The 24373-nt window shown below is 72.6% G+C and carries 34 protein-coding genes and 1 pseudogene; 18 read left to right on the top strand and 17 right to left on the bottom strand.

Features of this window, described 5'->3' with window-relative positions:
- Positions 1-184: 184 nt before the first annotated feature.
- From ACFQPP_RS02530 to ACFQPP_RS02510, 5 genes are all read left to right on the top strand, one after another.
- A complete protein-coding gene (locus tag ACFQPP_RS02530; RefSeq protein WP_376914935.1) occupies positions 185-1510 on the top strand; it encodes an FtsX-like permease family protein in 1326 nt (441 codons plus the stop codon).
- 73 nt (positions 1511-1583) lie between these two features.
- Entirely contained in the window at positions 1584-2204 is a 621-nt protein-coding gene (locus ACFQPP_RS02525; RefSeq protein ID WP_376914934.1) for a hypothetical protein, read from the top strand.
- A 124-nt stretch (positions 2205-2328) separates the two neighbouring features.
- A complete protein-coding gene (locus ACFQPP_RS02520; RefSeq protein WP_376914933.1) occupies positions 2329-2934 on the top strand; it encodes a DUF1775 domain-containing protein in 606 nt (201 codons plus the stop codon).
- A complete protein-coding gene (locus tag ACFQPP_RS02515) occupies positions 2931-4343 on the top strand; it encodes a PepSY-associated TM helix domain-containing protein (RefSeq protein ID WP_376914932.1) in 1413 nt (470 codons plus the stop codon). Before ACFQPP_RS02520 ends, ACFQPP_RS02515 begins: the two co-directional genes overlap by 4 nt.
- Before the next feature lie 95 nt (positions 4344-4438).
- On the top strand, positions 4439-4852 hold the full coding sequence (locus ACFQPP_RS02510) for a nitroreductase/quinone reductase family protein (RefSeq protein ID WP_376914931.1): 414 nt from the start codon (positions 4439-4441) through the stop codon (positions 4850-4852).
- 39 nt (positions 4853-4891) lie between these two features.
- On the opposite strand, the gene ACFQPP_RS02505 is transcribed toward ACFQPP_RS02510, so the two are convergent.
- From ACFQPP_RS02505 to ACFQPP_RS02475, 7 genes are all read right to left on the bottom strand, one after another.
- Positions 4892-6133 carry an amidohydrolase gene (locus tag ACFQPP_RS02505; protein WP_376914930.1) on the bottom strand — a complete coding sequence of 414 codons (1242 nt, stop codon included), beginning with the start codon at positions 6131-6133 and terminating at the stop codon, positions 4892-4894.
- Between the two features lie 83 nt (positions 6134-6216).
- Positions 6217-6489 (bottom strand): YciI family protein, encoded by a 273-nt coding sequence (locus ACFQPP_RS02500; protein WP_376914929.1) that lies wholly within the window; start codon positions 6487-6489, stop codon positions 6217-6219.
- Positions 6490-6498: 9 nt separating this feature from the next.
- Positions 6499-7317, bottom strand: a complete 819-nt coding sequence (locus ACFQPP_RS02495) for a nitroreductase family protein (RefSeq protein ID WP_376914928.1) — start codon at positions 7315-7317, stop codon at positions 6499-6501.
- A gap of 3 nt (positions 7318-7320) precedes the next feature.
- The gene (locus ACFQPP_RS02490) at positions 7321-7656 is read right to left on the bottom strand and encodes a hypothetical protein (protein ID WP_376914927.1); all 336 of its coding nucleotides are present in this window, start codon (positions 7654-7656) and stop codon (positions 7321-7323) included.
- Positions 7653-8348 (bottom strand): methyltransferase domain-containing protein, encoded by a 696-nt coding sequence (locus ACFQPP_RS02485; RefSeq protein WP_376914926.1) that lies wholly within the window; start codon positions 8346-8348, stop codon positions 7653-7655. The genes ACFQPP_RS02490 and ACFQPP_RS02485 overlap by 4 nt, the downstream gene beginning before the upstream one ends.
- Positions 8345-9451 (bottom strand): type III polyketide synthase, encoded by a 1107-nt coding sequence (locus tag ACFQPP_RS02480; RefSeq protein ID WP_376914925.1) that lies wholly within the window; start codon positions 9449-9451, stop codon positions 8345-8347. Before ACFQPP_RS02480 ends, ACFQPP_RS02485 begins: the two co-directional genes overlap by 4 nt.
- A 118-nt stretch (positions 9452-9569) precedes the next feature.
- Positions 9570-10142 carry a TetR/AcrR family transcriptional regulator gene (locus ACFQPP_RS02475; RefSeq protein WP_376914924.1) on the bottom strand — a complete coding sequence of 191 codons (573 nt, stop codon included), beginning with the start codon at positions 10140-10142 and terminating at the stop codon, positions 9570-9572.
- Positions 10143-10234: 92 nt separating this feature from the next.
- Here ACFQPP_RS02475 and ACFQPP_RS02470 point away from each other — a divergent pair, with 92 nt between their 5' ends.
- Entirely contained in the window at positions 10235-11062 is an 828-nt protein-coding gene (locus tag ACFQPP_RS02470) for an alpha/beta fold hydrolase (RefSeq protein ID WP_376914923.1), read from the top strand.
- Between the two features lie 101 nt (positions 11063-11163).
- Entirely contained in the window at positions 11164-12045 is an 882-nt protein-coding gene (locus ACFQPP_RS02465) for a DNA-formamidopyrimidine glycosylase family protein (RefSeq protein ID WP_376914922.1), read from the top strand.
- Positions 12046-12078: 33 nt separating this feature from the next.
- On the opposite strand, the gene ACFQPP_RS02460 is transcribed toward ACFQPP_RS02465, so the two are convergent.
- Positions 12079-12339 carry a hypothetical protein gene (locus tag ACFQPP_RS02460; protein ID WP_376914921.1) on the bottom strand — a complete coding sequence of 87 codons (261 nt, stop codon included), beginning with the start codon at positions 12337-12339 and terminating at the stop codon, positions 12079-12081.
- A 191-nt stretch (positions 12340-12530) separates the two neighbouring features.
- Here ACFQPP_RS02460 and ACFQPP_RS02455 point away from each other — a divergent pair, with 191 nt between their 5' ends.
- Positions 12531-13031 (top strand): NUDIX domain-containing protein, encoded by a 501-nt coding sequence (locus ACFQPP_RS02455; protein WP_376915291.1) that lies wholly within the window; start codon positions 12531-12533, stop codon positions 13029-13031.
- On the opposite strand, the gene ACFQPP_RS02450 is transcribed toward ACFQPP_RS02455, so the two are convergent.
- A complete protein-coding gene (locus tag ACFQPP_RS02450; protein ID WP_376914920.1) occupies positions 13028-13477 on the bottom strand; it encodes a VOC family protein in 450 nt (149 codons plus the stop codon). The two genes, ACFQPP_RS02455 and ACFQPP_RS02450, sit on opposite strands and share 4 nt — an antisense overlap.
- A gap of 47 nt (positions 13478-13524) precedes the next feature.
- Here ACFQPP_RS02450 and ACFQPP_RS02445 point away from each other — a divergent pair, with 47 nt between their 5' ends.
- The 7 genes from ACFQPP_RS02445 to ACFQPP_RS02415 all read left to right on the top strand — a co-directional run bounded on the left by ACFQPP_RS02445 (position 13525) and on the right by ACFQPP_RS02415 (position 18290).
- The gene (locus ACFQPP_RS02445) at positions 13525-14355 is read left to right on the top strand and encodes a thioesterase family protein (RefSeq protein WP_376914919.1); all 831 of its coding nucleotides are present in this window, start codon (positions 13525-13527) and stop codon (positions 14353-14355) included.
- Between the two features lie 171 nt (positions 14356-14526).
- Entirely contained in the window at positions 14527-15426 is a 900-nt protein-coding gene (gene pdxS, locus ACFQPP_RS02440) for a pyridoxal 5'-phosphate synthase lyase subunit PdxS (protein ID WP_376914918.1), read from the top strand.
- Complete coding sequence (pdxT, locus tag ACFQPP_RS02435) at positions 15423-15998, top strand: pyridoxal 5'-phosphate synthase glutaminase subunit PdxT (RefSeq protein WP_376914917.1); 576 nt, start codon at positions 15423-15425, stop codon at positions 15996-15998. The genes pdxS and pdxT overlap by 4 nt, the downstream gene beginning before the upstream one ends.
- A gap of 49 nt (positions 15999-16047) precedes the next feature.
- Positions 16048-16653 (top strand): hypothetical protein, encoded by a 606-nt coding sequence (locus ACFQPP_RS02430; protein WP_376914916.1) that lies wholly within the window; start codon positions 16048-16050, stop codon positions 16651-16653.
- Positions 16650-16889 (top strand): hypothetical protein, encoded by a 240-nt coding sequence (locus ACFQPP_RS02425; protein WP_376914915.1) that lies wholly within the window; start codon positions 16650-16652, stop codon positions 16887-16889. The genes ACFQPP_RS02430 and ACFQPP_RS02425 overlap by 4 nt, the downstream gene beginning before the upstream one ends.
- Before the next feature lie 25 nt (positions 16890-16914).
- The gene (locus ACFQPP_RS02420) at positions 16915-17478 is read left to right on the top strand and encodes a hypothetical protein (RefSeq protein WP_376914914.1); all 564 of its coding nucleotides are present in this window, start codon (positions 16915-16917) and stop codon (positions 17476-17478) included.
- On the top strand, positions 17475-18290 hold the full coding sequence (locus tag ACFQPP_RS02415; RefSeq protein WP_376914913.1) for a sulfurtransferase: 816 nt from the start codon (positions 17475-17477) through the stop codon (positions 18288-18290). The genes ACFQPP_RS02420 and ACFQPP_RS02415 overlap by 4 nt, the downstream gene beginning before the upstream one ends.
- A gap of 189 nt (positions 18291-18479) precedes the next feature.
- Here the strand turns inward: ACFQPP_RS02415 and ACFQPP_RS02410 are convergent, their stop codons facing one another.
- The 3 genes from ACFQPP_RS02410 to ACFQPP_RS02400 form a co-directional block, all read right to left on the bottom strand.
- Positions 18480-18854, bottom strand: coding sequence for a hypothetical protein (locus tag ACFQPP_RS02410; RefSeq protein ID WP_376914912.1), 375 nt, complete (start codon positions 18852-18854; stop codon positions 18480-18482).
- A 101-nt stretch (positions 18855-18955) separates the two neighbouring features.
- Positions 18956-19516, bottom strand: coding sequence for a GAD-like domain-containing protein (locus ACFQPP_RS02405; protein WP_376914911.1), 561 nt, complete (start codon positions 19514-19516; stop codon positions 18956-18958).
- Positions 19517-19703: 187 nt separating this feature from the next.
- Positions 19704-19838 (bottom strand): hypothetical protein, encoded by a 135-nt coding sequence (locus ACFQPP_RS02400; protein ID WP_376914910.1) that lies wholly within the window; start codon positions 19836-19838, stop codon positions 19704-19706.
- A gap of 724 nt (positions 19839-20562) precedes the next feature.
- On the opposite strand from ACFQPP_RS02400, the gene ACFQPP_RS02395 reads away from it, so the two are divergent.
- On the top strand, positions 20563-20784 hold the full coding sequence (locus ACFQPP_RS02395) for a hypothetical protein (protein WP_376914909.1): 222 nt from the start codon (positions 20563-20565) through the stop codon (positions 20782-20784).
- Positions 20785-20855: 71 nt separating this feature from the next.
- Positions 20856-21374 carry a hypothetical protein gene (locus ACFQPP_RS02390; protein WP_376915300.1) on the top strand — a complete coding sequence of 173 codons (519 nt, stop codon included), beginning with the start codon at positions 20856-20858 and terminating at the stop codon, positions 21372-21374.
- A 178-nt stretch (positions 21375-21552) separates the two neighbouring features.
- On the opposite strand, the pseudogene ACFQPP_RS02385 reads toward ACFQPP_RS02390, so the two are convergent.
- From ACFQPP_RS02385 to ACFQPP_RS02375, 3 genes and pseudogenes are all read right to left on the bottom strand, one after another.
- Positions 21553-21702: pseudogene (locus tag ACFQPP_RS02385) on the bottom strand (GAD-like domain-containing protein); the annotation flags it as partial.
- Positions 21703-21888: 186 nt separating this feature from the next.
- A complete protein-coding gene (locus tag ACFQPP_RS02380) occupies positions 21889-22200 on the bottom strand; it encodes a hypothetical protein (protein ID WP_376914908.1) in 312 nt (103 codons plus the stop codon).
- A 143-nt stretch (positions 22201-22343) separates the two neighbouring features.
- Complete coding sequence (locus tag ACFQPP_RS02375; protein WP_376914907.1) at positions 22344-22601, bottom strand: hypothetical protein; 258 nt, start codon at positions 22599-22601, stop codon at positions 22344-22346.
- 230 nt (positions 22602-22831) lie between these two features.
- Between ACFQPP_RS02375 and ACFQPP_RS02370 the strand changes: the two genes are divergently transcribed.
- On the top strand, positions 22832-23362 hold the full coding sequence (locus tag ACFQPP_RS02370) for a hypothetical protein (RefSeq protein ID WP_376914906.1): 531 nt from the start codon (positions 22832-22834) through the stop codon (positions 23360-23362).
- Positions 23363-23407: 45 nt separating this feature from the next.
- On the opposite strand, the gene ACFQPP_RS02365 is transcribed toward ACFQPP_RS02370, so the two are convergent.
- Positions 23408-23758 (bottom strand): DUF2185 domain-containing protein, encoded by a 351-nt coding sequence (locus ACFQPP_RS02365; RefSeq protein ID WP_376914905.1) that lies wholly within the window; start codon positions 23756-23758, stop codon positions 23408-23410.
- 29 nt (positions 23759-23787) lie between these two features.
- Complete coding sequence (locus ACFQPP_RS02360; RefSeq protein WP_376914904.1) at positions 23788-24372, bottom strand: GH-E family nuclease; 585 nt, start codon at positions 24370-24372, stop codon at positions 23788-23790.
- Between the last annotated feature and the right edge of the window lies 1 nt (position 24373).

Raw genomic sequence — 24373 nt, 5'->3', positions numbered from 1 at the left:
CGCTCCCGCCGCCCGCTCCCGGCACGGCGGTGCCTCCGCCCCACCCGGCCGACGCCACGCACCTCGGCCCGCAGACGCATCCGGCGTACGGGGCGCAGCCGCATCCCGTGCACGGTGCGCAGCCGCATCCCGCGTACGGCGCCCCGGCGCAGCGCACCCCCGACCAGGCATGGCAGGTGCGCGCATGAGCGCGCTGCGACTGGCCCCCATGCTGCTGCGACCGTCGACGCAGGGCGCCGCGGTGCTCGCGCTGCCCGTGGTCGCGTTCGGCGTCGTGACGTGGCTGCTCGGCATCGTCGTCGGCGGCGCACGCGCATTCTTCACCTGGACGTCGTACGACGCCGCGACCTACCAGATGCTCGCCGTCGTGGCGCTCGCGCTGCTCGCGGTGCCCCTCGCGACGCTCGGCGGCTCGGCAGCGCGGCTCTCGGCTCGGCGCCGCGACGACCGCCTCGCCGCCCTGCGACTCCTCGGCGCGACGAGCGGCACCGTGCTGGCGCTCGCGGTCGGCGAGGCGACGCTCCTCGCGCTCGGCGGCGCCGTCCTCGGCGCCGTGGGCGCTGCGGCGACGAGCCCGCTCATCGGCCTCATCCCGTTCGCGGGCGTGCCGCTGGGTGCATCCGCCATGCTGCCGATCGGCTGGATCGTCGCGCTCGTGGCTGCGGTGACGCTGCTCGCCGCAGCGAGCGCGCTGCTGTCGATGCGCAGCGTCGTCGTGTCGCCGCTCGGCGTCGCGCGGCGCGACGCGCCGGCTCGGGTGCACTGGATCGTCGTCATCGTGGGCGTCGTGCTCGTCGGCATCGTCGCGACGGTGTTCGCGTCGTTCTCGAGCGTCGCCATGGCGCTCGGCATCGCCGCGACGATCGCGGTGCTCGGGATCGGCTTCGGCGTCACGATGCTCGTGCTGAACCTGCTCGGGCCGTGGATGCTCGGCGTGCAGGCACGCATGCAGGTGCGTCGAGCGTCGACGCCCGCGCGACTCATCGCCGCACGCACGGTGCTCGAGTCGCCGAAGGCGGCGTGGCGGCAGGTCGGCGGCGTCGCGCTCGTCACGTTCGTCGGCGTCATCGCGGGCGTCGGCTCGGCCCTGCTCGGCTCCGGCGGCGGCGAGGTCTACCTGGCCGCCGACATCCGCACGGGCCTGATCATCACGGTCGTCGGCTCGTTCCTCACCGTCGCCTGCACGGTGGGGCTGCAGCAGGCGGCGTCGATCCTCGACGGGCGGTCGCTCTCGCGGGCGCTGCACCACGGCGGCATGGACGTGGCGACGATGGATGCGGCACGCCGCTGGGCGGTGCTGTCGCCGCTGCTGCTCGTCGTGGCCGTCGCGGCGATCGCCGCGGGCACCCTCGTGATCCCGCTGCTCGGCATGGCGCTGCTCTTCGAGCCCCTCACGATCCTCATCACCGGCGGCACGGTCGTGCTGGGCGTCGCGATCGTCGCGGTGGGCCTCCTGTCGACGCGGCCGCTGCTGCGGCGGGTGGCGACGGCGCACGTCGCGACGGCGTAGCGCAGGCGCCGATGGGGCGGCGGAGCATCCGGCTCCGCCGCTCCGCGGCCCCGCCCGCCGGTACCCTCGAGGCATGTCCTCGTCGAGCCGCACCGCGCACGGCGCGCGGCTCGACCGACGGCGGCGGGCGCTCGCGCACGCAGCCATCCTGACGGGGCTCACCACCGCCGTGACGGGCTGCGCGCACTCGCTCGCGGGTGGCTCGGCGCCGTCGCTCCTGCTGCTCGGCGTGGCCTCCATGGTCACGCTCGTGCTGCTCGCGCCCGTGCTCGGCGCTCGCGCGCCATGGCATCGGCGCGTCGTCGCCATCGCGGCCGCGCAGGTCCTGCAGCACGGCCTCTACTCGCTGCCGCAGCCGACCGCATCCCCCGTGCAGGGCCATGCGCACCACGGCGCCGAGGCGCTGCCGACGATCGCCTCGGGCGCCGCGTCGCACGCGCACGGCGACATGCTGCTCGCGCACGTGCTCGCCGGCGCGCTCGCGCTCGCGGCGTCGTACGCCGGTGCCGCCGTCGTCGCCGCCGTGCTCGGCGCGGTGCGCGGCGACCGACTCGTGCGGGTCGTCGCGCTCGTCGTGCCGCTCGGCGTCACCGGGCCCGCGGCCGTCACCGCCGCACGGCCGGTCGTGCGCTCGGCGCAGGCCGTGCTGCGCACGCCCGCGGTGCGCCGCGGGCCACCGCTCCTGGCCGTCTGACCGTCACCTCGCCATCGGGCGAGGTGCGTGGCCGCATGCCACGACACCCGGCGACCGCTCGCGGACGCCGGATCTCAGACGATCGCGCCCGCGTCGGCGCGCACTGCCCAGGAGTCCTCCACCCATGTCCTCATCCCGCATCCTCGCGGGCGCGAGCGTCGGCGTCGCCGTCGCGCTGCTCGCGCTGTCCACCCCGGCCGCCGCGGTCGCGCACGTGACCGTCGACGGCACGAGCACCGCCCCCGGCACCGCATCCACGTTGTCCTTCACGATCGAGCACGGCTGCGATGCGTCGCCGACGACGGCCGTGACCATCGCCGTCCCGGACGAGGTGGCCGCCGTCACGCCCGTCGCCAACGCCGGCTGGTCGATCGGATACGACCTCACCGCACCGGGCCGCACCATGACCTACACGGCGCAGACGCCGCTGCCGTCCGCCATCCACGACACACTCGTCATGGACGTGACGCTGCCCGACGACGTCGCGGACGGCACGGTGCTCGCCTTCCCCGTCGAGCAGACGTGCGAGGTCGGCTCGCTGTCGTGGGATTCGCTCGAGCCGGACGCCGCCTACCCGGCGCCGCTGCTCGCGGTCGCCGCTCCCGTCGAGGAGGCACCGGCCGCCGAGTCGTCGGATGCCGGCCCGCTCGGCATCGCAGCGCTCGTCGCCGCGGTCGCCGCGACGGCGCTCGCCACCATCGCGCTGCGCAGGCAGCAGGCTGCACGATGACCGCGGCGATCGACGAGCGCGCCCCGCGCGCGCCTCAGCCACCGGGCGCCCGGCGCCCGTGGGTCTCGCAGCTGCTGCGTCGCCTGCACTGGCTCGCCGGCATCCTCGTCGGCCCCTTCATCCTCGTCGCCGCGCTCTCCGGCGCCGCGTACGCCGTCGCCCCATCCGTCGAGCGCGTGCTCTACGCCGACGCACTCACGGCGCCGGCGGAGGGTGAGCGGATGCCGTTGGCCGAGCAGGTGACCATCGCGCAGGACGTCGTGGGCGACGACGCACCGCTCGCAGCCGTGCGACCCGCACCCGAGGCGGGGGACACGACGCGCGTGCTCTTCGCCGCGGATGGGCTGCAGGAGAGCGAGTCGCGGGCAGTCTTCGTCGACCCCGTCTCGGGCGAGGTCCGCGGCGACATGACCGTCTACGGCACGAGCGGCGCCCTGCCGTTCCGCGCGGCGATCGACCACTTCCATCGCGGTCTCGGGCTCGGCGACGTCGGCCGGCTCTACTCCGAGCTGGCGGCGAGCTGGCTCGGCATCGTCGTGCTCGCGGGCGTCGCGCTGTGGATCGTGCGGTGGCGCACCGGCAGGCGGCGGAGGGAGCTCGTGCGGCCCGAGGTGCGCGCGAGGGGTCCTCGTCGGCTGCTGTCGTGGCACGCGGCCATCGGCATCTGGGTCGCGCTCGGTGCGCTGTTCCTGTCCGCGACGGGGATCACGTGGTCGCAGCACGCAGGCGCGCACGTCACCGACCTGCGCGCGACGCTCGGCTGGACGACGCCGTCGCTCACGACCGAGCTGGACGGCACGGCGGCGACCGCCGATCCGCACGCCGCACACGGCGGTCACGCGGCGGGGCCTGCAGCCGCGGGCGTCGACGTCGCCCTGTTCGACGACGTCCTCGCCGTCGCGCAGGACGTGAACGTCGACGTGGGCGCCGTCGAGATCCGCCCTCCGTCGGCGGATGGGCAGGCGTGGGTGGTGCAGGAGATCCAGCGCTGGTACCCGACGGAGGTCGACGGCGTCGCGGTCGACGGCTCCACGCTCGAGGTCGTCTCGCGCACCGACTTCGCCGACTACGGCCTCGTCGCGAAGCTCGCGCGGTGGGGCATCGACATCCACATGGGGCAGATGTTCGGCGTCGCGAACCAGATCGTCATGGCGGCCATCGCGCTCGGCATCGCGACCCTCGTCGTGCTCGGCTACCGGATGTGGTGGACGCGCAGCCCCTACCGACGCCGCCCGGGCCGCGCGCCGGAGGCGGGGGCGCTCGCCGCCGCGCCGTGGTGGGGTCTGCTCGTCGTCGGCGCCGCGGGCGTCGTGATCGGCGTGCTCCTGCCGCTCGTCGGGTGGACGCTCGCCGCGTTCGTCGTCATCGACGGCGTGCTCGTCGCGGCACGCACTCGCACGCGGGCCTGATCTCGGACCGCGAGGGAGGGGCGCCGGCGCGGCGCTCCTCCCTCGCGGAACACCCGCGGCCCGCGCGGCGTTCACCCCACATGGCCTTCAACGACATGATCATCGACGCGTTCCGCTCCGGCGAGGGCGTCGTGCGCGAGCCCATCGACTTCGGCAGGAACCTCGGCCTGCTGCACATCCCCAAGAAGGACGGCACCGTCGCCCTCACGCCCCTCTTCGCGCTCGAGCAGGGTGGGGCGTGGCACGTCGTCGCGAGCGCCGCCGGGTCCCCGAAGCACCCGGCATGGGTGTTCGGCCTGCGCCGCGTCGAGGAGATCGACCTCGAGGTCGCAGGCGACCTCGGCGACCCCATCCGCGTCGTGCGGGTGCGCGTCGACGAGCTCGAGGGCACCGAGCGCGACCACCTGTGGGAGGCGTTCAAGGCCACGGGCGGCAGCTTCGCCGGCTACGAGGCGACGGCCGAGGGGCGCGTGTTCCCGATCTTCCGCCTCACGCCCGTCGAGGGCTGAGGCGGCGCGCCCGCCCGCTGCGGGCGCATCCGCTCCGCGTCAGCGGCCGAGGTGCGCGAGCACCGCGGTCGTCATCGCGCGCACGGCCGTGTCGAGCGTCGGCTGCAGCACGGGCACGAAGGCGGGGGAGTGGTTCGTCGGGATGTCGGTGAGCACGGCGTCCGCCTCGACCGCGGCTGCGTAGCGCGCATCCTCGATGCCGCCCGTGAACCAGAAGGCGTACGGAGCGCCGTAGGCGGCGGCGAGCTCCGAGAAGTCCTCCGAGCCCGACAGCCGCTCCATCGGCACGACGTCGTCGCCGAACTCCGCCTCGAACGCCGGCTGCAGCGTGGCTGCGACGCCCGGGTCGTTGTCGGTGACGGGCGCCCACAGCGTCCGCTCGATCGTCGCGGGCCGGGGCGTGCCCGCCGCCTGGCACTCGGCCTGCACGATGCGCTCGACCGCCTCGCGGATGCGGGTGCGCAGCGCCTCGTCGTACGTGCGGATCGAGAGGCCGAGGCGCGCGGAGTCGGGGATGATGTTCGACTTCGTGCCCGCGTGGATCGTGCCGACGGTGAGCACGGCCTGCGCGCTCGAGGGCACCTCGCGGCTCACGATCGTCTGCAGGCGCAGCACGATGCATGCGGCGAGCACGACGGGGTCGACCGTCGTCTCGGGCTGCGAGCCGTGGCCGCCGCGGCCGTGCACCGTGACGATGAGCTCGTCGCACGCCGCCATGATCGGGCCGGGCGACAGGCGCACCTGCGACGCCGGGTAGGGCGCGACGTGCTGGCCGAGCGCGACGTCGATCGACGGCGCGATGGCGCGCAGCGCATCCGTCATGCCGCGGGCGCCGGCGACGGTCTCCTCGGCGGGCTGCAGCACGATCACGAGGGTGCCGCTCCACGCGTCGCGGTGCTGCGCGAGGAGGCGCACCGAGCCCTGCAGGCTCGCCATGTGCACGTCGTGGCCGCACGCGTGCATGACGCCGACGGTGCCGCCGTCGGCCTCGGTCGTCTGCGTCGAGCGGTACGGCACGACGTCGTCCTCGACGACGGGCAGGCCGTCCATGTCGGCGCGCACGAGGATCGTGGGGCCGTCGCCGTTGCGCAGGATGCCGACGACGCCCGTGGAGGCGCCGACGCCCTCGTGCACCTCGTCGACGCCGGTGGCGCGCAGCTCGGCGGCCATGCGGGCGGCGGTCTCGTGCTCGCGATCGGAGAGCTCGGGATGCGCGTGGAGGTGCCGGTAGAGCTCCTCGGTGAACGGGCGGACGGAGGCCAGGTCGTCGAGCACGCGCATGCCGTCAACCTACCCTCCGACATTCGAGGTTCTCGGTCGCCATCGACCTCACGAGCGGCCGAGAGCCTCACGAGGGCTCGGGGTCAGAGGGCGCGCACGCCGCCGATGCCCGGGTTCCACTCCTCGATCGCGGTGATGACCACGCCCGGATGCGTCATGTACGGGTCGGCGTCGATCGCCTCCTGCACGCGCTCGCGCGACGCGGAGAAGAGCAGCAGCGCACCCTCGCCGTGCTCGTAGGGGCCTGCGGCCAGCAGCACGCCGTCGTCGACGAGCCCCTGCAGCAGCTCGCGGTGGCGGGGGCGCAGCTCGAGGCGGCCCGGGGCGTCGGTGTAGCGCAGGTGCACGGCGATCATGGTGCGAGCCTACGGCCGGTGCCCGGCGTCGCCGGGCGCGTCGTCCCAACCCAGCTGCGGCGTCTCGCACGTGTCGCGGAAGACGATCTGCGACGGCAGCTTGCGCTCGGAGCTCGACCAGTCGATGCGCGGCCTGCGCGCCTCCTCGGGCACGTAGCCGATGCGGTACACCGCCATGAGCTCGAGGTCGTCGGGCACGCGGAAGAGCTCGACGATGCGCTCCCACTGGCCCGGCACCTCCATCGGGAACGACACGAACTGGATGCCGAGACCGAGCTCGACCGTCGAGAGCCAGAGGTTCTCCATCGCGGCGCCCATGCTGAAGAGCGAGTAGAACGACGACAGCTCGCCCGGGCGGTGCTCGGCGCGGTCGAGCATGACGCCGAGCAGCATGGGCGACCCCGCGACCAGCTTGCGGTTCTCCTCGCCGAGCGTCTGCGGCACCTTGAGCGTGTTCATGAGCCGCTGACCGCGCGGCGTCATCGCCTGCCCCGTGAAGGGGCGCAGCGGCGCGGGCAGCCGGTCGAAGAGCATGCCGTCGCGACGCTCCTCCATCTCGCGCTTCGAGAAGCGGAAGTACCGTCGATACCGCTCGAAGAACGAGCCGTTCGACATCGCCTCCGTCATGCTGCCGCCGCTGATCGCCGCGACCTGCTCGATGGTGTCGCGATCCTCGGAGATGACGAATCGCCACGGCTGGCTGTTCAGCTGCGACGGCGCGCGCCCCGCCATCTCGATGAGCAGCCGCTGATGCTCCTCGCGCACCGGATCGGGCAGGAAGGCGCCGTTCGTCGTGCGGCGACGGCGGATGGCGTCGAAGAGCTCCATGGGTCAGTCCTTGCGGTCGGGGAGGAGGGCGGCGGCGACGAGCCACGGCGCGATGGTGACCGCCACGAGCGGGTGGCGGCGCGAGCGGGTGGGGATGCGCGGCAGCAGCGCGAGCGGCAGGAGCGCGGGGGCGGCGAGCAGCGTGCGAGCGCGGTCGCCGCTCGCGGCGTTCGCGACGACGGTCGCGGCGGTGAGCGTCTTGGCGCCGATGAACCCGACGTGGTGCACCCAGCGGTGCCGCTCGTTGCGCCACCAGCCGGCGGCGAGCCCGATGCCGAGGGTCGCCGTCGTCGCGTACACGGCGAGCGCGCCCACCGCGAGGCCGCGGGCGGCCGTCATCGCTCGCTCCTGCGGTCGAGCACGAGCAGCAGGCGGAAGGGCCACTGCCGCTCGACGCGCCACGGGGCGGGCACGAGCGCGCGCAGCTCGTGGGCGCGGTGGCTGCGGCGGATGGATGCGGTGCCGTCGTCGTGCAGCAGCGACGACCGGCGCAGCGGCGCGGTGGCGATGCCGAACGCGACGTGCGGCACGCGGGCGCGCTCGAGGTCGGCGTGCAGCGCGAGGCTCGTCGTGAGCGCCTCGCTGTCGGCGACGATCGCGCGCAGGGCCGCGTCGTCGAGGTGGTGCAGCACGTGGTTCGAGAGCACGACGTCGAAGCGCTCGCCCGCGGCGACGAGGTCGGTGCTCGTTGCGAGCTCGAAGCGCACGCCGTCGACGGGCCGGGCGGTGGCGAACGCATGGGCGCGCGGGTCGGGGTCGACGCCCGTGATGCGCGCGTCGATGCCGTCGCGGCGCATCCATCCCGCGAGTCGACGTGCGACGTCGCCGCCGCCCGAGCCGACGTCGAGCACCGTCGCGGTGCGCGTCGTGGGCAGCGCGGGCCGGATGCGCTGCACGTACAGCGCCCGCCAGCGCGCGACGAGCGCGTTCACGGTGTCGAACTGCCGGTAGGTGCGCTCGAGCAGCGCGAGGTCGACGCCGGGGTCGTCCATGCGCTCGAGCTCGTGCGAGCGGTGCGCGAGCGACCTCATCCGACGCCCTGCATCGTGAGCAGCGCCGACTCCATCGTGAGGCCGGGCCCGAACGCCATGGCGCACACCTGCTCGCCGTCGCGTCGCGTGCGCAGCTCGCGCTCGAGGATGTGCAGCACCGTCGCGCTCGACATGTTGCCCCGCTCGGCGAGCACGGCCCGCGACGAGTCGAGCTGCGCGTCGTCGAGCTCGAGGGTGGACTGCACGGTGTCGAGGATCGCGCGCCCGCCTGGGTGGATGGCCCATCCGGCCACGGCGGGCCAGGCGGCGGCCTCGCGTGCCCGCATCAGCGGCTCGATGGCCTCCACGACGTTCGCGCCCACGAGCCTCGGCACCGCGCCCGAGAGCACCATCTCGAAGCCCTCGTCGCCGATCGTCCACGCCATCTCCTCCTCGCTCGAGGGTGCGATGGTGGAGGCCAGGGCGTCGATGCGCAGGCCGCGCGAGCCCGGCCGCGCGGTGACGAGCGCCGCGCCGGCGCCGTCGGCGAAGACGCTCGACGCGACGATGGTGTCGGGGTCGCTCGACGATCGCAGGTGCAGCGAGCACAGCTCGACGCACACGACGAGCACGACGGCGTCCGGCTCCGCCCGGCAGATGGCGTCGGCGGCGCGCAGCGCGGGGAAGGCCGCGTAGCATCCCATGAAGCCGATCGCGAGGCGCGGCGTCTGCACGGGCAGCCCGAGGTCGCGCACGAGCACGTGGTCGAGCCCGGGCGCGAAGAAGCCGGTGCAGGATGCGGTGACGACGTGGGTGACCTCGCTCGCGTCGAGCCCGGCCTCGGTGATCGCGGCCGCTGCCGCCTCGAGCGCGAGCGCCGGAGCGCGCTCGACGAATCGCGCGTTGCGCACGCCGGTGCCCGGGCTGCGCAGCTCGCCGGTCGCGGCGTCGAGGAACGGCGACTCGCTGCCGTCGACGAGCTCGTCGAGCACGACGTGGCGCGCGTCGATCGCCGAGGCGTCGAAGGCGGTGCGCACGAGTCGCCTGCCGAGCGGCGTCAGGCCGGGCTGCGCGCCGATGAGGTCGCGCGCGGCGGTCTGCGCGAGCCGGGCGGCCGGGACTGCGGTGCCGATCGCGACGATCGCGGGTGTTCGTGCCTGCACGGGATCCTCTCGATGCGTCGGTGGACGACCGACGTCGCACCCAGCCTGTCGCGTGCGGTGCCCATCGTGGCAGGGGTCGCGCACATCGCGCTCGGCATGCACACTCCCTGCGTCGTCCTCAGGCATGCCGTGCGAGCGCCGCCTCGATGAGCACGGTGGCCGCGCGCCGCGCGTGCGCAGCGGCGTCGGGGGAGCCGTCGATCGCGGCGGTCGTCTGCGCGCCCTCGGCGAGCAGCGAGAGCTGCGGCGCGAGCTCGGCGGGCGCTCCGAGCTCGTCGACGAGCCGTGCGACGTAGGCCTGGAACCCCGACTTCTGCTCATGCGCGATGCGTGCGACCGCGGGGGAGACGGCGCCGAGCTCGCCGAAGGCGTTGACGAAGCCGCAGCCACGGAACGCGTCGTCGCGGAACCAGACGCCCAGGAAGTCGTAGATCGCGAGCAGCCGAGCCTGCGGCGTCGTCGCGTCGGCGGAGGCGGCGGCGATGCCGTCGGCCCAGATGCCCATGCGGTGGCGCATGACGGCCTCGAGGAGCGACTCCTTCGAGGGGAAGCGCGCGTAGATGCGCTTGAGCGGCACGCCCGACTCGGAGCGCACGAGATCCATGCCGACCGCCTGGATGCCGCGGCCGTAGAAGAGGCGGTCGGCTGCCTCGACGATGCGATCGCGGTCGTCGCTCGCGTCCGTCGCCATCTCGCACCTCCACTTGCATCGAGAACGTCGGTTCTCTATCGTAGCGGTCGGAGCGAGAACGATCGTTCTCGCCAGGATCGTCAGGAGTCGCCATGGGCACCATCACCGTCGGCCAGCAGAACTCGACCCCCATCGAGCTGCACTACGAGGATCAGGGTTCCGGCCAGCCGGTCGTGCTCATCCACGGCTACCCGCTCGACGGCACCTCGTGGGAGCGCCAGACGCGCGAGCTGCTCGACGCCGGCTTCCGCGTCATCACCTACGACCGCCGCGGGTTCGGAGGCTCCTCGAAGGTCGCCTCGGGCTACGACTACGACACGTTCGCCGCCGACCTCGACGCCGTGCTCACGACGCTCGACCTGCGCGACGTCATCCTCGTCGGCTTCTCGATGGGCACGGGCGAGCTCGCCCGCTACGTGCACCGCCACGGCGCCGACCGCGTCGCGAGGCTCGCGTTCCTCGGCTCCCTCGAGCCGGGCATGCTCGGCCAGGGCGTGCCGCAGTCGCAGTTCGACGGCATCGCCGCCGCCGCGAAGGGCGACCGCTTCGCGTGGTTCACCCAGTTCTACGCCGACTTCTACAACCTCGACGAGAACCTCGGGGCGCGCATCTCGCAGGAGGCCGTCGACGCCAGCTGGCGCACGGCCATCGGCAGCGCGCCCGTCGCCGCCTACGCCGTGGTGCCCGCCTGGATCGAGGACTTCACGGAGGACGTCGCGGCGGTGCGCGCGAGCGGCATCCCCTCGCTCATCGTGCACGGCACGGCCGACCGCATCCTGCCGATCGACGCGACGGGGCGCCCCTTCCACGCAGCCTTCCCCGAGGCGCAGTACGAGGAGATCGACGGGGCCCCCCACGGCATGCTCTGGACGCATGCCGACGAGGTGAACGCCATCCTGCTGCCCTTCGTGCAGGGCTGAGCGACGCGGGCCCGGGCGCATCCCGCCCGGGCCCCGCTGCCACGGCGGCGGTGGAGGCGCCAGGGGTCGCGGCGGTCGGTGGTCGCGGGCAGACTGCTTCCATGCCGGAGCTGCCCGAGGTGCAGGCGCTCGCGACCGATCTGCGCGGGCGCCTCGTGGGGCGGCGCGTGCGCCGGCTCGATGCCTACGCCATCTCGGCGCTCAAGACGTTCGATCCGCCGCTCCGCGCGCTCGACGGCGGCGAGATCGTCGCGGTCGACAGGCACGGCAAGTGGCTCGACCTCTCGGTCGCGACGGTCGGCGCGCCGCCCGAGACGCTGCACGTGTGCATCCACCTCGCCCGCGCCGGCTGGCTGCGCTGGCGCGACGAGGCGCCCAAGACGAGGCCGCGCATGGGCAAGGGGCCGTTGGCGGCCCAGCTCATGCTCGACGACGACGCAGGTCTCGACCTCACCGAGGCCGGCACGAAGAAGGGCCTCGCGATCCACGTCGTCCGCAGCCCGCACGACGTCGGCGACATCGCGACGCTCGGGCCCGATCCGCTCGCCGACGACTTCACCGAGGAGGCGTTCGCCGCCGTGCTCGACGAGGCCGGGCGCGCGCAGATCAAGGGCGTGCTGCGCAGCCAGCGCCGCATCGCGGGCATCGGCAACGCCTACTCCGACGAGATCCTGCACGTCGCGCGCATGTCGCCGTTCCATCCCGCATCGATGGGCGCCGACGACCGCCACAGGCTCTACGCCGCGATGCGCGCGACGCTGCAGGGCGCCGTCGCGGCCCGCGAGGGCGTGCCCGCGTCGAGCCTGAAGTCCGAGAAGCGCTCCGACATGCGCGTGCACGGCCGGGCGGGCGAGGCGTGCCCGGTGTGCGGCGACGTGGTGCGGCAGGTCGAGTACGCCGACTCGACCTTCCAGTACTGCGCCACCTGCCAGACCGGCGGCAAGCCGCTGTCGGATCGCGTGCTGTCGCGGCTCCTCCGGTAGCCGCCCGACGATCCGGGCGGCCACCGAGGTCGACTACGACTGCTGCGCGACCCGCTCGAGCACGGCGTCCGCGGCGTCGCCGTCGAGGCCGGCGCTGCCGACGAGCAGCGCGCGTGCCGGCGCGCGGTCACCCGTGCGCCACGCCTCGTAGGCGCGCTCGGCCTCGTGGACGACGTCGGGCGTCAACGTGCCGGTCGCGCCCACCTGGTCGGCGAGCTCCTGCGCGGTGGTCACGCCGAAGGCGCCCGCGATCGACGGGGGAAGGCGGTAGGAGGAGTAGGCGCCGAGGTCCACGAGATGCTCCGTTCGTCGAGCCCGCGCTGCTGCGGGCCGGGACGGCGACGATACGAGCAGGCCACGCGGGCGCTGCAGGCGGTTGACAGCCTCGGCCGGATGCGCGTGCGCGGCAGGATGGATGCGTGACCGACGCGCGCGAGACCGGCTGGACGACGACCTCGACCCGCGAGGTGTACGCGAACCGGTGGATGCGGCTGCGCGAGGACGAGGTCGTCCGGCCCGACGGTGGCGCCGGCATCTACGGCGTCGTCGAGGTCGCGCACCCCGCGGTGTTCGTCGTGGCCCTCACCGATGCCGACGAGGTCGTGCTCGTCGACCTCTTCCGCTACACGACCGGGCGATGGTCGACCGAGATCCCCGCCGGATCGACCGATGGCGAGGATGCGCTCGTCGCCGCCCGGCGCGAGCTCGCGGAGGAGACGGGGCTCGAGGCATCCGAGTGGACGCACGTGGGCGACATGTCGTCGCTGAACGGCATCTGCGACGCACCCGAGCACGTCTTCCTCGCTCGCGACCTGCATCCGTTCGAGGGGGATGCGGCGACGACGCAGGCCGAGGAGGGCATCGCGCGGGTGCGCCGCGTGCCGTTCGCCGAGGTGCTCGCGATGGTCGCGCGCGGCGAGATCACCGACGCCGAGACGATGGCGGCGCTGCTGCACGTCGCCGTGCACCTCGGTCGCGTCGGCTAGTCGCCGAGGGCGTCTCGCTGCAGGTCCTGCGCGAGCATGACGAGGATGTCGCTCGGTCCGCGCAGGTACGTGAGCAGGTACGCGTCCTCGTAGCGGGCGACGCCGCGCAGGGGTCGCACCCCGTGGCGTGCCGCGATGGCGAGCGCCGCGTCCAGGTCGTCGACCTGGAACGCGATCCGGTGCATGCCGATCGTGTTCGCCATCGCCGGCTCCTGCTCGACGCCCGCGGGGTGGATGGGCTCGAAGAGCTCGATCGTGCCGTCGCCGCTCGGCGTCCGCAGCATCGCGATGCGCGCATGGTTGCCGTCGAGGCCGACGGCGGTGTCGGCCCAGTCGCCGCTGACCTCGTCGCGGCCGAGCTCCTCGAGGCCGAGGTCGGTGAGGAACGCGACGGCGGCGTCGAGGTCGCGCACCGCGATGCCGACGTTGACGAACCGGATGTCCATGGCCGAACGGTAGCCCCGGCGGCCGCGCCCCGCCAGGATGAGGGGCGATGAGCGACGACGCCTACTTCCTGCCCGGAGGCACCCTCGACGACGCGGAGCTGCTGCGGCCCACCGCGCACACGGGCAGCCCCTGGAGCGCAGGGCTGCAGCATGGCGGACCCGTGGCGGGCCTGCTGTGGCGCGCATGCGAACGGGCGCCGGGCGCGGAGGGCCGGATGCTCGTGCGGCTCGCGGTCGAGCTGCTCGGCCCCGTGGCCGTCGACGAGGTGGCGGTGCGTGCCGAGGTCGTGCGCTCGGGGCGCTCGGCCGACCTCGTCGAGGCCGAGGTGCGGCAGCGCGATCGGTCGGGCGCGTGGCGTGCCGTGGCGCGCGGGCGCGGGTGGCGCATGCGCACGCTCGACACCGCGTCCGTCGCCGACCGTGCGGGCTGCACCGTGACGCTGCCGCCCGAGGGCGCCCCGACGCTGCACGACGCGCCGGTGCCGCGGCTGTGGCTCGAGGGCTTCGTCGGCTCGCTCGACTGGCGCTTCGCGACGACGTTCGGCGAGCGCGGCGCCCCGACGGTCGCGTGGGCGCGGCTGCGGATGCCGTTCGTCGCGGGGGAGGAGCCGAGCGCGTCGCTGCGAGCGATCCTGCCGATCGACGCCGCGAACGGCGTGGGGGCGCGGCTCGACACGTCGGCGTGGACGTTCATCAACACCGAGCTCGCCATCCACCTCTTCGAGCGGCCGACGGGCGAGTGGGTCGGCATCGAGGCGGAGTCGTCGATCGGCTCGGAGGGCGTGGGCCTCAGCCAGGCGATCGTGCACGACGAGCGCGGCCCCGTCGGCCGCATCGCCCAGTCCCTCCTCCTCTCGCCCCTCGCCCCCGCGATGTGAGGTTCTCGGCCGCTCTTCACCTCCGAAGCGGCCGAAGACCTCACAGGGATCGATTGGAGAGCGCGCGAGCACGGGGCGAGACCTCATCACCGCAAGTGGACCGCGCGGGCCGAGCCACTCGCAGCCACTGCGGCTCGAATGGCCTGCGGCACCCCGCGTAGCGTCCGGCCCATGAGTGAAGATCAGGTTCCCGCGCGCGCGACCGACGGCGTCAAGCGCGGCCTCGCCGAGATGCTGAAGGGCGGCGTCATCATGGACGTCGTCACGCCCGAGCAGGCGCGCGTCGCCGAGGATGCGGGCGCCGTCGCCGTCATGGCCCTCGAGCGCGTGCCCGCCGACATCCGCGCCCAGGGCGGCGTCGCGCGCATGTCCGACCCCGACCTCATCGACGCGATCAAGGCCGAGGTCTCGATCCCCGTCATGGCGAAGGCCCGCATCGGCCACTTCGTCGAGGCGCAGGTGCTGCAGGCGCTCGAGGTCGACTACGTCGACGAGTCCGAGGTGCTGAGCCCCGCCGACTACGTGCACCACATCGACAAGTGGCGCTTCGACGTGCCGTTCGTGTGCGGTGCGACGAACCTCGGCGAGGCGTTGCGTCGCATCACGGAGGGTGCGGCGATGATCCGCTCGAAGGGCGAGGCCGGCACGGGCGACGTGTCGGAGGCGACGAAGCACATCCGCACCATCTCCAAGGAGATCCGCGCGCTCGCGTCGCTGTCGAAGGACGAGCTGTACGTCGCCGCGAAGGAGCTGCAGGCGCCGTACGCGCTCGTCGAGGAGGTCGCGCGCGAGGGCCGCCTGCCCGTCGTGCTGTTCGTCGCCGGCGGCGTCGCGACGCCCGCGGATGCGGCGATGATGATGCAGCTCGGTGCCGACGGCGTGTTCGTGGGCTCGGGCATCTTCAAGTCGGGCGAGCCCGAGCGCCGTGCCGCGGCGATCGTGCAGGCCACGGCCCAGTTCGACGACCCGGCCGCGATCGCCGCGGCGTCGCGCGGGCTCGGCGAGGCGATGGTGGGCATCAACGTCGCCGACCTGCCCGCGCCGCACCGGCTCGCCGAGCGCGGCTGGTGACGCGCGTCGGCGTGCTCGCGGTGCAGGGCGACGTGCGCGAGCACCTCGCCCTGCTCGCGGGCCTCGGCGCCGACGCGAGCCCGGTGCGCAGCGCCGCGCAGCTCGACGACGTGGATGCGCTCGTCATCCCGGGCGGGGAGTCGTCGGTCATCGATCGGCTGACCCGCATCCTGCACCTGCGCGACCCGCTGCTCGAACGCATCGCGGGCGGGATGCCCGTGCTGGGCACGTGCGCGGGCCTCATCCTGCTCGCCGACCGCATCCTCGACGCGGCGCCCGGCCAGCGCACGCTCGGCGGCCTCGACGTGACGGTGCGCCGCAACGCGTACGGCAGCCAGGTCGACTCGTTCGAGACGTCGGTGCCGATGCCGGTGCTCGGCGAGCGACCCGTGGCGGCGTCGTTCATCCGCGCGCCGGTCGTCGAGGAGGTCGGCGAGGGCGTGGCGGTGCTCGGCGAGCACGAGGGGCGCATCGTGGCGGTCGAGCAGGGAGCGGTCATCGGCATCGCCTTCCATCCCGAGCTCGTCGGCGACGACCGCGTGCACCGCAGGCTGCTCGAGCGGGCCGGGTGACGCGCTCGCGACCCGCCGCACCCCACGCGGGCCGGTAGCCTGGGATGCGGTGAGCACGATCGAGCAGCATGGCGGCCACGCGCCGTCGACGCCGAGCGACCGCCCCGTCTGGCAGCTGCCGGCGGCGCGCGCCGTCCCCGGCGTGCTCGTCGGCGTCGCCCTCACGTTCCTGCAGGCGCACGACGCGCGCGTGGGACTCGTCGGCGCCGCCGTGCTCGCGCTCGGCACGGGCATCGCCCTGCTGGCGCTCCGCGGCTCGGTCTACGCGCCCGTGCGCCGCTTCCCGCTCGTCGCCGGCGCCGCGGGCGTCGCGGTGGGCATCGCTGCGGCTGCGCTCGCGATCGCCGCTCCGTCGGGCCTCGCGCTCAAGCTCGTCGTCGCCGCGTGGGCGCTCGTCGCCGCGCTCGCCGAGGGATGGGCGTGGTGGACGCTACGGGCCACGACCGACCCTGCGGCGCGTCGCATCGCCGCCGACTGGCGCTTCGTCGCCGCATTCACGCTCGTCGCCGCGATCGTCTTCGCGCTGCTGCCGAGCCACGACGTCGTGCTCGTCGGCCTGCTCGGCGCGTACGCGATCATCGTGGGCGTCTTCCACGGCATCGCCGCCTCGTCGGCGCGCATCGCCTCGAAGGACGCCCGGAAGGCCACCCCATGAAGCCCTCGCGCCGCGACCGTCTGAAGCCCGTCGAGTACCTCGCCTTCGCGGGCGGCATCGGCATCTTCTCGGCGCTCGTCGTCATGCTCGTCATCCGCGAGCCCGTCCACGCCGTCGTCGTCGGCGGCATCGCGTTCATCGTGTCGCTCGTCGTCATCGCGACGCTGACGCTCATGATGCAGCCGCCGAAGCCCGAGGACCGCGACCAGGGCGACGACCGGCCGCGAGGCCACTGAGCGCATGCGCGCTCGAGGGGGCCGGATGCGCCTGCTCGCCGCTGCGACGCTCGTCGCGACCGCGGCGCTGACGGCGTGCGCACCCGTGGGGCTCGTGGCGCCGCAGCCCGACGCATCCGCAACCGATGGCCCCACCTTGCGGACCGCATCCGCCGTCTTCGACCCCGTCGCCGGCGACGTCGCGGGCACCGAGGCGTGCGACGGCCTGTCCGGACGCGAGGCGCTCGAGGTCTTCGATCGCGCCGCATGGCCCGAGCTCGGCGTCGCGGCCGGCGAGGCGACGCTCACGTGCGGCAACGCCGACGGCTCCGGCTGGCGGCACATCGCCGACGGCCACACGGGCGACTTCGGCGAGCTCGCCGACGAGGTCGGGGCGTCGTGGGAGGACGTCGCCTGGTTCGCGATCGACCAGGCGCTCGAGGCGCCCACGCGCGTCGAGGAGTACCGCTCGGACATCGTGAACTACGACGTGCGCGTCGAGCTCGTCGGCGACGCGGGCGACGTCGAACGTGCATGGATCGTCACGGTGGGCTACGGTCTCGGGTCGAGCAGCATCATCACGTCCTTCCCCGATGAGGTGGATCCTTGACCCTTCCCGACCTGGTCTCCCCGGCCTGGCTCCGGACGCACCTCGGCGACGCCGACCTCGTCCTCGTCGACGCGTCCGTCGGCGGCTTCCGCGGCGCGGACGGCCCGCCCGGCGCGCTGCGCTTCGACCTCGACGGCGTCATGTCGCGGCACGACACGGACGGCGTGCACGACATGCTCGACCCGTCCGAGTTCGAGGAGCGCCTCCGCGAGCTCGGCATCCGCGACGGCGACCGTGTCGTCGCCTACGACGCGCAGGGCATCTTCTCGAGCGCGCGAGCGTGGTGGATGCTCGAGGCCGCCGGCCTCGACGCGGCGGTGCTCGACGGCGGCCTGCCCGGATGGGTGGATGCGGGCGGCACGACCGAGCCGACGCGCGAGCGGGCCGAGACGGCGGGCGACGTGACGGTGCGCTGGCGCGACGACGCGTTCGTCGACGCGGATGCCGTGGCGCGGGCGATCGCGGCCGACGACGCCGTCGTGCTCGACGCGCGATCGTTCGAGCGCTTCGCCGGCATCGCGTCCGAGCCCAGGAAGGGCCTGCGCGGCGGGCACATCCCCGGCAGCGTCTCGCTGCCGTACGCGGCGCTCGAGTGCGACGGCCGCATGCAGGAGGTCGGCAGCCTCGCCGACCGCCTCGACGAGGCCGCGGGCGACGCGCCCATCATCACGACGTGCGGCTCGGGTGTGACGGCGTGCGTCGTCGCGCTCGCGGCGACCCTCGCCGGCCGCGACGACGTGCGCGTCTACGACGGCTCGTGGTCGCAGTGGGGCCGCGCCGACTCGGGCCGCCCGGTCGCCGTCGGCGACTGACGAACGCGCCGGTCGGTCGCCGCTGCGCTTCCATGGCGTCCGTCCGATGACCCTCGACCCATGCGAACCGACGCCACGATGAGAAGGGCACCCGTCACGACCCTCCGTGAGCGCGTCCTCCAAGAGACGAAGCCAGGGAATCCCCTTCGCACCGCAGCGGAGGCATGACGGCGCCGGGACCGAGCGGGTTCAGCGCTCGCTGACGTCGCGCGCCATGACGACGATCTTCCAGATGAGACCCTCATCGAAGGTCACGTGCACGACGCGCCCATCCTGGATGCGGAAGAGGTCGAAGTTCTCCTCCGACCGGTAGGGCTCGCCGAGCACGGCTCGCACGTCCTTCCGATCCGAGGAGGCGAAGTCGATGCCATCGATGAAGCCGGTGGTGTCGGCGTACGGGGTGAAGCCGTCGTCGTCGAGGGCATAGATGAACACGGAGGACAGCCGCTTGGCGTTGAAGCGAAGCGAGATTCCCGCGTCCATGAACTTGACGAAGTCGACGGTGGGGCCGGTGAACGAGGCGCGCTCCGGTGTCCCGTCGTAGCCGTCGACGATCGCCTGCACCTCCGGTTATCCTCGGGGAGGTCGAACGCGGCGGCGATGGTCGCGATGTGGCCGGTGACGGTCTGCATGGTGCGGCGTTCGATAAGAAGCGCTCGTCGGCGTCAGTGCTCGATGACGCCTTGGAACTCGACCATGAGCTGGATGCCGGTGATGGTGTCGCGCGGCTTGACGCCTGCGGCGGTGCGTGTGCCGCCGAGGGAGAGCAGCGGGACGTGGATGAATGACTCGTCGAAGGGGAGCGGGCCGTGTGCTGCGACCGCGTCCTGGTAGGGAGCCCAGTCGAAGTCGTCGTCGATCTGCTCGGCGCCGTCCATCACGGTGAGGCGCACGAACTTGTCGAGCGTGCTGCCGAGTCCGACGACGCGCTCCTGTCGATAGATGATGCCGGTCATGCCGTCGCCAGGATCCCATGTGACGAGGTCGCCGAGGGCGGTGACCATGAGCGGGATGGCGATGGCTTGGCCGGTGACCTTGCCGAGGCAGTCGGCGAGGGCGTCCGCGTAGTGCCTCGGGTCGATGACGCGGAAGAAGCTCTCGCCCCACGTGCCCTGGCCGTACCGCTCCCACAGCTCCACGACCTCGTCGGTCACGACGCCGCGGAACTGGTCGATGACAGCGGGATCCATGGATGAGTGCGGTGTGAAGTCCGAGATCTCGCGCATGAGGCGCAGCCTAGACGAGACGACTGGCAGCGCCGCCACGTCGCGCCATGCGACGGTGGTCCGCGTCCCGCACGAGCTGACGCGGAGGGATGAGGCGCCGCTTCCCGATCGGACCGGCCCTAGCCTCGCGGGTGAGTAGCGGCGCAGGTCCCTCGACCGCCGTCCGCCGCGTCGAGCGAGGACGGGGTCAGGACGTGATCTGGTCGGCCACCCCGTAGGCCCAGGCGACGGGGTCGTGGGCTCGGCCGAAGCCGTCATCCTCGGGCAGTAGCCGCGTCCATGCCTCCCGGATGGAGGCGACGTGCGCGTCGTCGAGCTGCATCTGCGCGGACGATCTGCTGCCACGACGCATCGACCGGCGCAGAGGACGTCCCTCGGAGGCGCGGCTCGAGGCCGCGCATGCCCGTGGCGGTCGTCTCGTCGAGGGCACCGATGAGATCGAGCACATAAACGTCCACGAGACGCAGGAAGGGCTTGCCGTCGTACCGGTCCGTCAAGCGAGACGCTCCTCCTCCTCGTTCATGGTCGGCGCATCCGGTGCGCCATGGAATGCGCCGTGCCAGCCGCGCAAATCTGGCGGTCGCGCGCCCGGAGTCTGGGTGTCGTCAGCGCTCGCTGACGTCGCGAGCCATGACGGTGATCTGCCAGATGCCGATCGAACGCCTCGATCTCGAGGTCGGGGCCGACGAGCCCGATCGCCCTGCCGAGCGCCTCCGGATGGTCGGCTGGAGAGCCGGGTGCGTCGAGAGACGCGGAAACGTCGCCGGAGAGAGTCATGGTTCCCGTGGTCCCATCGGATGTCCTGGCCGCTGGCCGCGAAGCGACCTGTCTAGGGTGGGGCCATGGAGACCTGGTACTTCGTGGCACCATCCGACTCCATCGCCATCTCGACGCTGTCGTGGAGCGGCGGGCTCTTCCGCGCGGCACCGGAACTGCGAGCGCAGCTCAGCGCGCTCCCCGTCCGGGGACCGCAGGCCGCGGACGACCTCATGAGCCTCGCGCCCGTGCTCCTTGGGCGTCGAGGACGGAGGCTCGAGGTGCGTCGCTTGGCCGAGAGTCGGATCGGTCAGCTCGTCGTCCTCTCTCGAGTTCCCGACCCGCTCGTCAGGGCGCTCGCTGCTCCAGATCGCGGCTGGCTCGACGAGGGCGCGGAGTCGCAGCTGCGTGTCGTCCGGAAGGCGCCGTCGAACGGCCTCGAGCAGGCCGTGGTGCACGCTCAGGTCGCGGTGGCGGAGGGCGACCATCTCTACGCCTTCGCCCACTCCTGACCCTGAGGCCTGGGGAGCGGACTGCCGAGCCCGTCCGAGGGCACGGGTACGTTCAGGTGATCGACGAAGGGATGACCATGGCGGTCGGAGCTGCGCTGGGTGGGACCTACGACGAGTTCGTCGAGGCGTACGGAGATGGGCAAGGACACGATCCGACGGCGCTGCTCGAAGAGGCGTTCCGCAACACGGACCCTGTCGCTCGCGTGGCGATCGCGAACAGGCTGCTCGACGATGGCGCGGACGCTGCCTTCGTGTCCGATGGCTACAACGCCCTGTCGCTGCTGTTCGGGCAGCTCGAGCATCTCCCGCAGGAGGAGGCTGCGCTCATCCGACGCCTCATCGAGGGTGGCCTCGACGTCAACTTCCGCTCGCGACGTGGCGAGCGCCCCATCCAGCAGCTGACGCTGATCTCGCACCCAGATGCGGACGCGGTGCCCATGTACGACGCGTTGCTCGAAGCGAAGGACCTCGATCTCGACTTCGACGTGTCGAAGGATGGTTCGGGGAAGTCGTTCCGCGAGTGGCTGCTCGAAGGACCCGTCCGTCGGAAGTGCCCGCTGTTGAAGGAACGCGTTCGGGCGATGGGTTGAGCCGGTCGGGGTCAGCTCGTCCCCGACTCGTCCGACCGACTGGCGATCCGCTCGCCCGTGGTGCTGTCGACGAAGTAGCGCTCGCCCTCGCTGTGCACCAGCTCGAGCCGGGTTCCGATCGGCATGTCGTAGACCGCGATGAGCGCGGGCTCGATCGGGCACAGGGGTACTGCTTGGGGTCGATGACGCGCAGGAAGCCGTCCGCCCACGTGCCCTGTCCGTACTGCTCCCAGAGCTCGATCACGTCGTCGGGGACGTCGCCCCGGAAGTGGTCGATGACGGCTGGATCGATGGGTGCGTGGGGAACGAAGTCCGGGATCTCGGGCATGAGGCGCAGGCTAGACACGACGACTGGCAGCGCCGCCAGGTCGCGCCATGTGATGGTGGTCCGCGTCCCGCACGAGCTGCCGCGCAAGAATGAGGCGCCGCTTCCCGGCCGGACCGGCCGCAGGCCTCGCGGATGAGTGGCGCCCCCAACCCTGGACGACGGTCCGCTGCGTCGAGCGGCGACGGGTCAGGGCGTGATGTGGTCGGCCACCGCGTAGGCCCAGGCGACGGGATCGTGGGCTCGGCCGAAGCCGCCATCCTCGAGCAGCTGCCGCGTCCATGCCTCCCGGATGGAGGCGACGTGCGCGTCGTCGAGCTGCATCTGCGCGCGAACGATCTGCTGCCACGACGCGTCGGCCGGCGCAGAGAACGTCGCTCGGAAGCGCGGCTCGAGGCCGCGCATGCCCGTCGCGGTCGTCTCGTCGAGGGCACCGATGAGATCGAGCACGTAGGCGTCCACGAGTCGCAGGAAGGGCTTGCCGTCGTACCGGTCCGTCATGCTCGACGCTCCTCGTCGTCGTTCATCGTCGGCGCAGCCGGTGCGCCACGGAATGCGTCCGTCATGCCCCTCGCCCACGCGTGAGGGTCGTCGCGCTCGTCCGAGCTGATCGGCGAGGAGTGTGCGCTGAAGTCTGGGTCCCGTCAGCGCTCGCTGACGTCGCGAGCCACGACGGTGATCTGCCAGATGAGACCCTCATCGAAGGTCACGTGCACGACGCGCCGATCCTGGATGCGGAGGAGATCGAGGTTCTCCTCGGACACATAGGGCTCGCCGAGGACCGGTCGCACATCCTCCCGGCCCGAGGAAGCGAGATCGACGCCGTCGATGAAGCCGGTCGTAGCGGGATAGGGAGTGAGGCCGTCATGCTCGATGGCATTGACGAAGACGGTGTCGAGCATCTTTCGCTCGAACATCAAGGACAGACCGGACCTCGTGCGCTGCACGTACTCGGGGGACCAGCTGCACGAACTGCTGCATGTTCTGAGCACGAGCCGCCCACCCGCCCAGCAGCGAGCGTCGAGCGTCGAACGACGATCCTCCACCCGCGGCATCGCGTGCGTTCCAAGGCCCGTCGCAGCGCTCGTCGGTAGCATCGAGCACGAAACGCGACGACGACCGAGGAGCGCGCATGTCCAAGTTGTTCTCGTTGGCCAGCCGGGGGAGCCTCGAGGAGTTCCTCGCTGGCTACACCGCTGAGGATGCTGGCCTCGTCGAGGGCTCGGGTCGGTCGCTCCTGATGCATGCTCTGAGGAACGACGATCCCGCAGTGCGAGTCGCGATCGCCGACAGGCTCCTCGACGACGGGGCTGACGCTGCGGTCGTCGTCCCGGACTCGGGGGTGAACGCGCTCCACGTCCTGCTCGGTGCCTTCGATCACGACTTCGCAGCAGAGGCGCCGCTCGTGACCCGCCTGATCGCCGGCGGGGCGGACGTCAACGCGATGGCACCGCGCTTCGGTACGCCCGTCGTCGTGGCCCTCGACGAGTTCGTCGCGGCCAATCCGGCCGCCACGCCCCTCCTCGAGGCCCTCGTCGAACACGGTGCCATCGACTTCGACGTGCACGTGCAGCGAAAGGGCGCGCCGGTCGTGTCCCTGAGGGACCGCGTGCTCGCAGAGACGAAGCCCGGCAACCCGCTGCGAACGGCGGCCGAGGCGTGAGTCGCGCCGCGGCCCGGCACCGATGCGGGGCCGGGCTGCGCCGAATCAGCGATAGAGCTGCTCGCGCGTGAGTGCGCGCCCCGTCGCCTCATCGACGATGGCGATGCCCCCCGACCCGGGGCGGTCGATCCGCAGCTGAGAGCCGACCGGAAAGTCCCAGATGGGGATGAGCGCTGGCTCGATGGCGCAGAGCTCGTTGAAGTCGACGACCCTGGAGTTGTCGGGGTTCGCGAGGTAGTCGTCGGTGTCGATGTCGCTGAGCACGCGCCAGCCGTTGTCGACGGGGTCCTGCGAGGCCTCTCGCGAGAGCCAGCGGACCTTGCCGGCTCCGGTCATGACGTTGTTCGTAGCGATCGAGGCTCCGGCGCCTGGGATGAAGGTCGGGTAGCTCGCCATGACATCGTCTCCGTCTCGACTGGGAGGCATCAGGCCTCATCCATGTGGGATTGGTTCCTCAATCGATCCTGCACCGTGTAGTTCGACTCCCGCCGAAACTCCGCCAAGAAGTCGTCGAGTGCATCCTGGTCGTCCCAGCTCGGATCGTCGAGCCTGTCGAGGTACTGGCGATGCAGGTCCCTGAACTCCGAGCCCGGTCGATGGCCCATGTCCCATGGTCGACGCCGTGAGCTGCCGCGATCGACGGGGACCCATTCGTTCTGACGGTCGCGAACGAACATCTCGTCAGGCCCCGGACGGCGGGGGAGTCCCATCGCCTCCCAGTTCGCCACCTGCCGGCTGCGATCGCGATCCCACACGTTACGCACGGTCTGCGCGGGCAGATGCGGCCGACGGTTCGGGTCCGTATGCGGCACCCGAGTTCCGTCCGGGTTGTACCGGTAGTTCGACTGCGTCGCGCCGCGCTGTGCTCGATCCCAATTGCGGATCTGATCGATGTCTTGCCTTGTCTTGCCCTTCGCGGCCTTCAGGACGGCCTTGAGCTCCACGCCCTGCCGCATCATCTGCCGGATGATGGGGTCGGTCACCGCATCGATGTCGAACTTCTTGGCCATG

The sequence above is a fragment of the Agrococcus sp. GCM10030265 genome (genome assembly GCF_042666675.1).
Lineage (GTDB): Bacteria > Actinomycetota > Actinomycetes > Actinomycetales > Microbacteriaceae > Agrococcus.
Note: the sequence above shows the minus strand (reverse complement) of the source record. Positions and strands in the feature narration are given on the sequence as shown.

Bases quoted from the DNA above. Each gene is read 5' to 3' on its own strand.
- ACFQPP_RS02530 (WP_376914935.1), top strand. From the start codon at position 185: ATGAGCGCGCTGCGACTGGCCCCCATGCTGCTGCGACCGTCGACGCAG.
- ACFQPP_RS02525 (WP_376914934.1), top strand. From the start codon at position 1,584: ATGTCCTCGTCGAGCCGCACCGCGCACGGCGCGCGGCTCGACCGACGG.
- ACFQPP_RS02520 (WP_376914933.1), top strand. From the start codon at position 2,329: ATGTCCTCATCCCGCATCCTCGCGGGCGCGAGCGTCGGCGTCGCCGTC.
- ACFQPP_RS02515 (WP_376914932.1), top strand. From the start codon at position 2,931: ATGACCGCGGCGATCGACGAGCGCGCCCCGCGCGCGCCTCAGCCACCG.
- ACFQPP_RS02510 (WP_376914931.1), top strand. From the start codon at position 4,439: ATGATCATCGACGCGTTCCGCTCCGGCGAGGGCGTCGTGCGCGAGCCC.
- ACFQPP_RS02505 (WP_376914930.1), bottom strand. From the start codon at position 6,133: ATGCGCGTGCTCGACGACCTGGCCTCCGTCCGCCCGTTCACCGAGGAG.
- ACFQPP_RS02500 (WP_376914929.1), bottom strand. From the start codon at position 6,489: ATGATCGCCGTGCACCTGCGCTACACCGACGCCCCGGGCCGCCTCGAG.
- ACFQPP_RS02495 (WP_376914928.1), bottom strand. From the start codon at position 7,317: ATGGAGCTCTTCGACGCCATCCGCCGTCGCCGCACGACGAACGGCGCC.
- ACFQPP_RS02490 (WP_376914927.1), bottom strand. From the start codon at position 7,656: ATGACGGCCGCCCGCGGCCTCGCGGTGGGCGCGCTCGCCGTGTACGCG.
- ACFQPP_RS02485 (WP_376914926.1), bottom strand. From the start codon at position 8,348: ATGAGGTCGCTCGCGCACCGCTCGCACGAGCTCGAGCGCATGGACGAC.
- ACFQPP_RS02475 (WP_376914924.1), bottom strand. From the start codon at position 10,142: ATGGCGACGGACGCGAGCGACGACCGCGATCGCATCGTCGAGGCAGCC.
- ACFQPP_RS02470 (WP_376914923.1), top strand. From the start codon at position 10,235: ATGGGCACCATCACCGTCGGCCAGCAGAACTCGACCCCCATCGAGCTG.
- ACFQPP_RS02465 (WP_376914922.1), top strand. From the start codon at position 11,164: ATGCCGGAGCTGCCCGAGGTGCAGGCGCTCGCGACCGATCTGCGCGGG.
- ACFQPP_RS02455 (WP_376915291.1), top strand. From the start codon at position 12,531: ATGCGGCTGCGCGAGGACGAGGTCGTCCGGCCCGACGGTGGCGCCGGC.
- ACFQPP_RS02450 (WP_376914920.1), bottom strand. From the start codon at position 13,477: ATGGACATCCGGTTCGTCAACGTCGGCATCGCGGTGCGCGACCTCGAC.
- ACFQPP_RS02445 (WP_376914919.1), top strand. From the start codon at position 13,525: ATGAGCGACGACGCCTACTTCCTGCCCGGAGGCACCCTCGACGACGCG.
- pdxS (WP_376914918.1), top strand. From the start codon at position 14,527: ATGAGTGAAGATCAGGTTCCCGCGCGCGCGACCGACGGCGTCAAGCGC.
- ACFQPP_RS02425 (WP_376914915.1), top strand. From the start codon at position 16,650: ATGAAGCCCTCGCGCCGCGACCGTCTGAAGCCCGTCGAGTACCTCGCC.
- ACFQPP_RS02420 (WP_376914914.1), top strand. From the start codon at position 16,915: ATGCGCCTGCTCGCCGCTGCGACGCTCGTCGCGACCGCGGCGCTGACG.
- ACFQPP_RS02405 (WP_376914911.1), bottom strand. From the start codon at position 19,516: ATGCGCGAGATCTCGGACTTCACACCGCACTCATCCATGGATCCCGCT.
- ACFQPP_RS02400 (WP_376914910.1), bottom strand. From the start codon at position 19,838: ATGCAGCTCGACGACGCGCACGTCGCCTCCATCCGGGAGGCATGGACG.
- ACFQPP_RS02390 (WP_376915300.1), top strand. From the start codon at position 20,856: ATGACCATGGCGGTCGGAGCTGCGCTGGGTGGGACCTACGACGAGTTC.
- ACFQPP_RS02380 (WP_376914908.1), bottom strand. From the start codon at position 22,200: ATGACGGACCGGTACGACGGCAAGCCCTTCCTGCGACTCGTGGACGCC.
- ACFQPP_RS02375 (WP_376914907.1), bottom strand. From the start codon at position 22,601: ATGCTCGACACCGTCTTCGTCAATGCCATCGAGCATGACGGCCTCACT.
- ACFQPP_RS02370 (WP_376914906.1), top strand. From the start codon at position 22,832: ATGTCCAAGTTGTTCTCGTTGGCCAGCCGGGGGAGCCTCGAGGAGTTC.
- ACFQPP_RS02365 (WP_376914905.1), bottom strand. From the start codon at position 23,758: ATGGCGAGCTACCCGACCTTCATCCCAGGCGCCGGAGCCTCGATCGCT.
- ACFQPP_RS02360 (WP_376914904.1), bottom strand. From the start codon at position 24,372: ATGGCCAAGAAGTTCGACATCGATGCGGTGACCGACCCCATCATCCGG.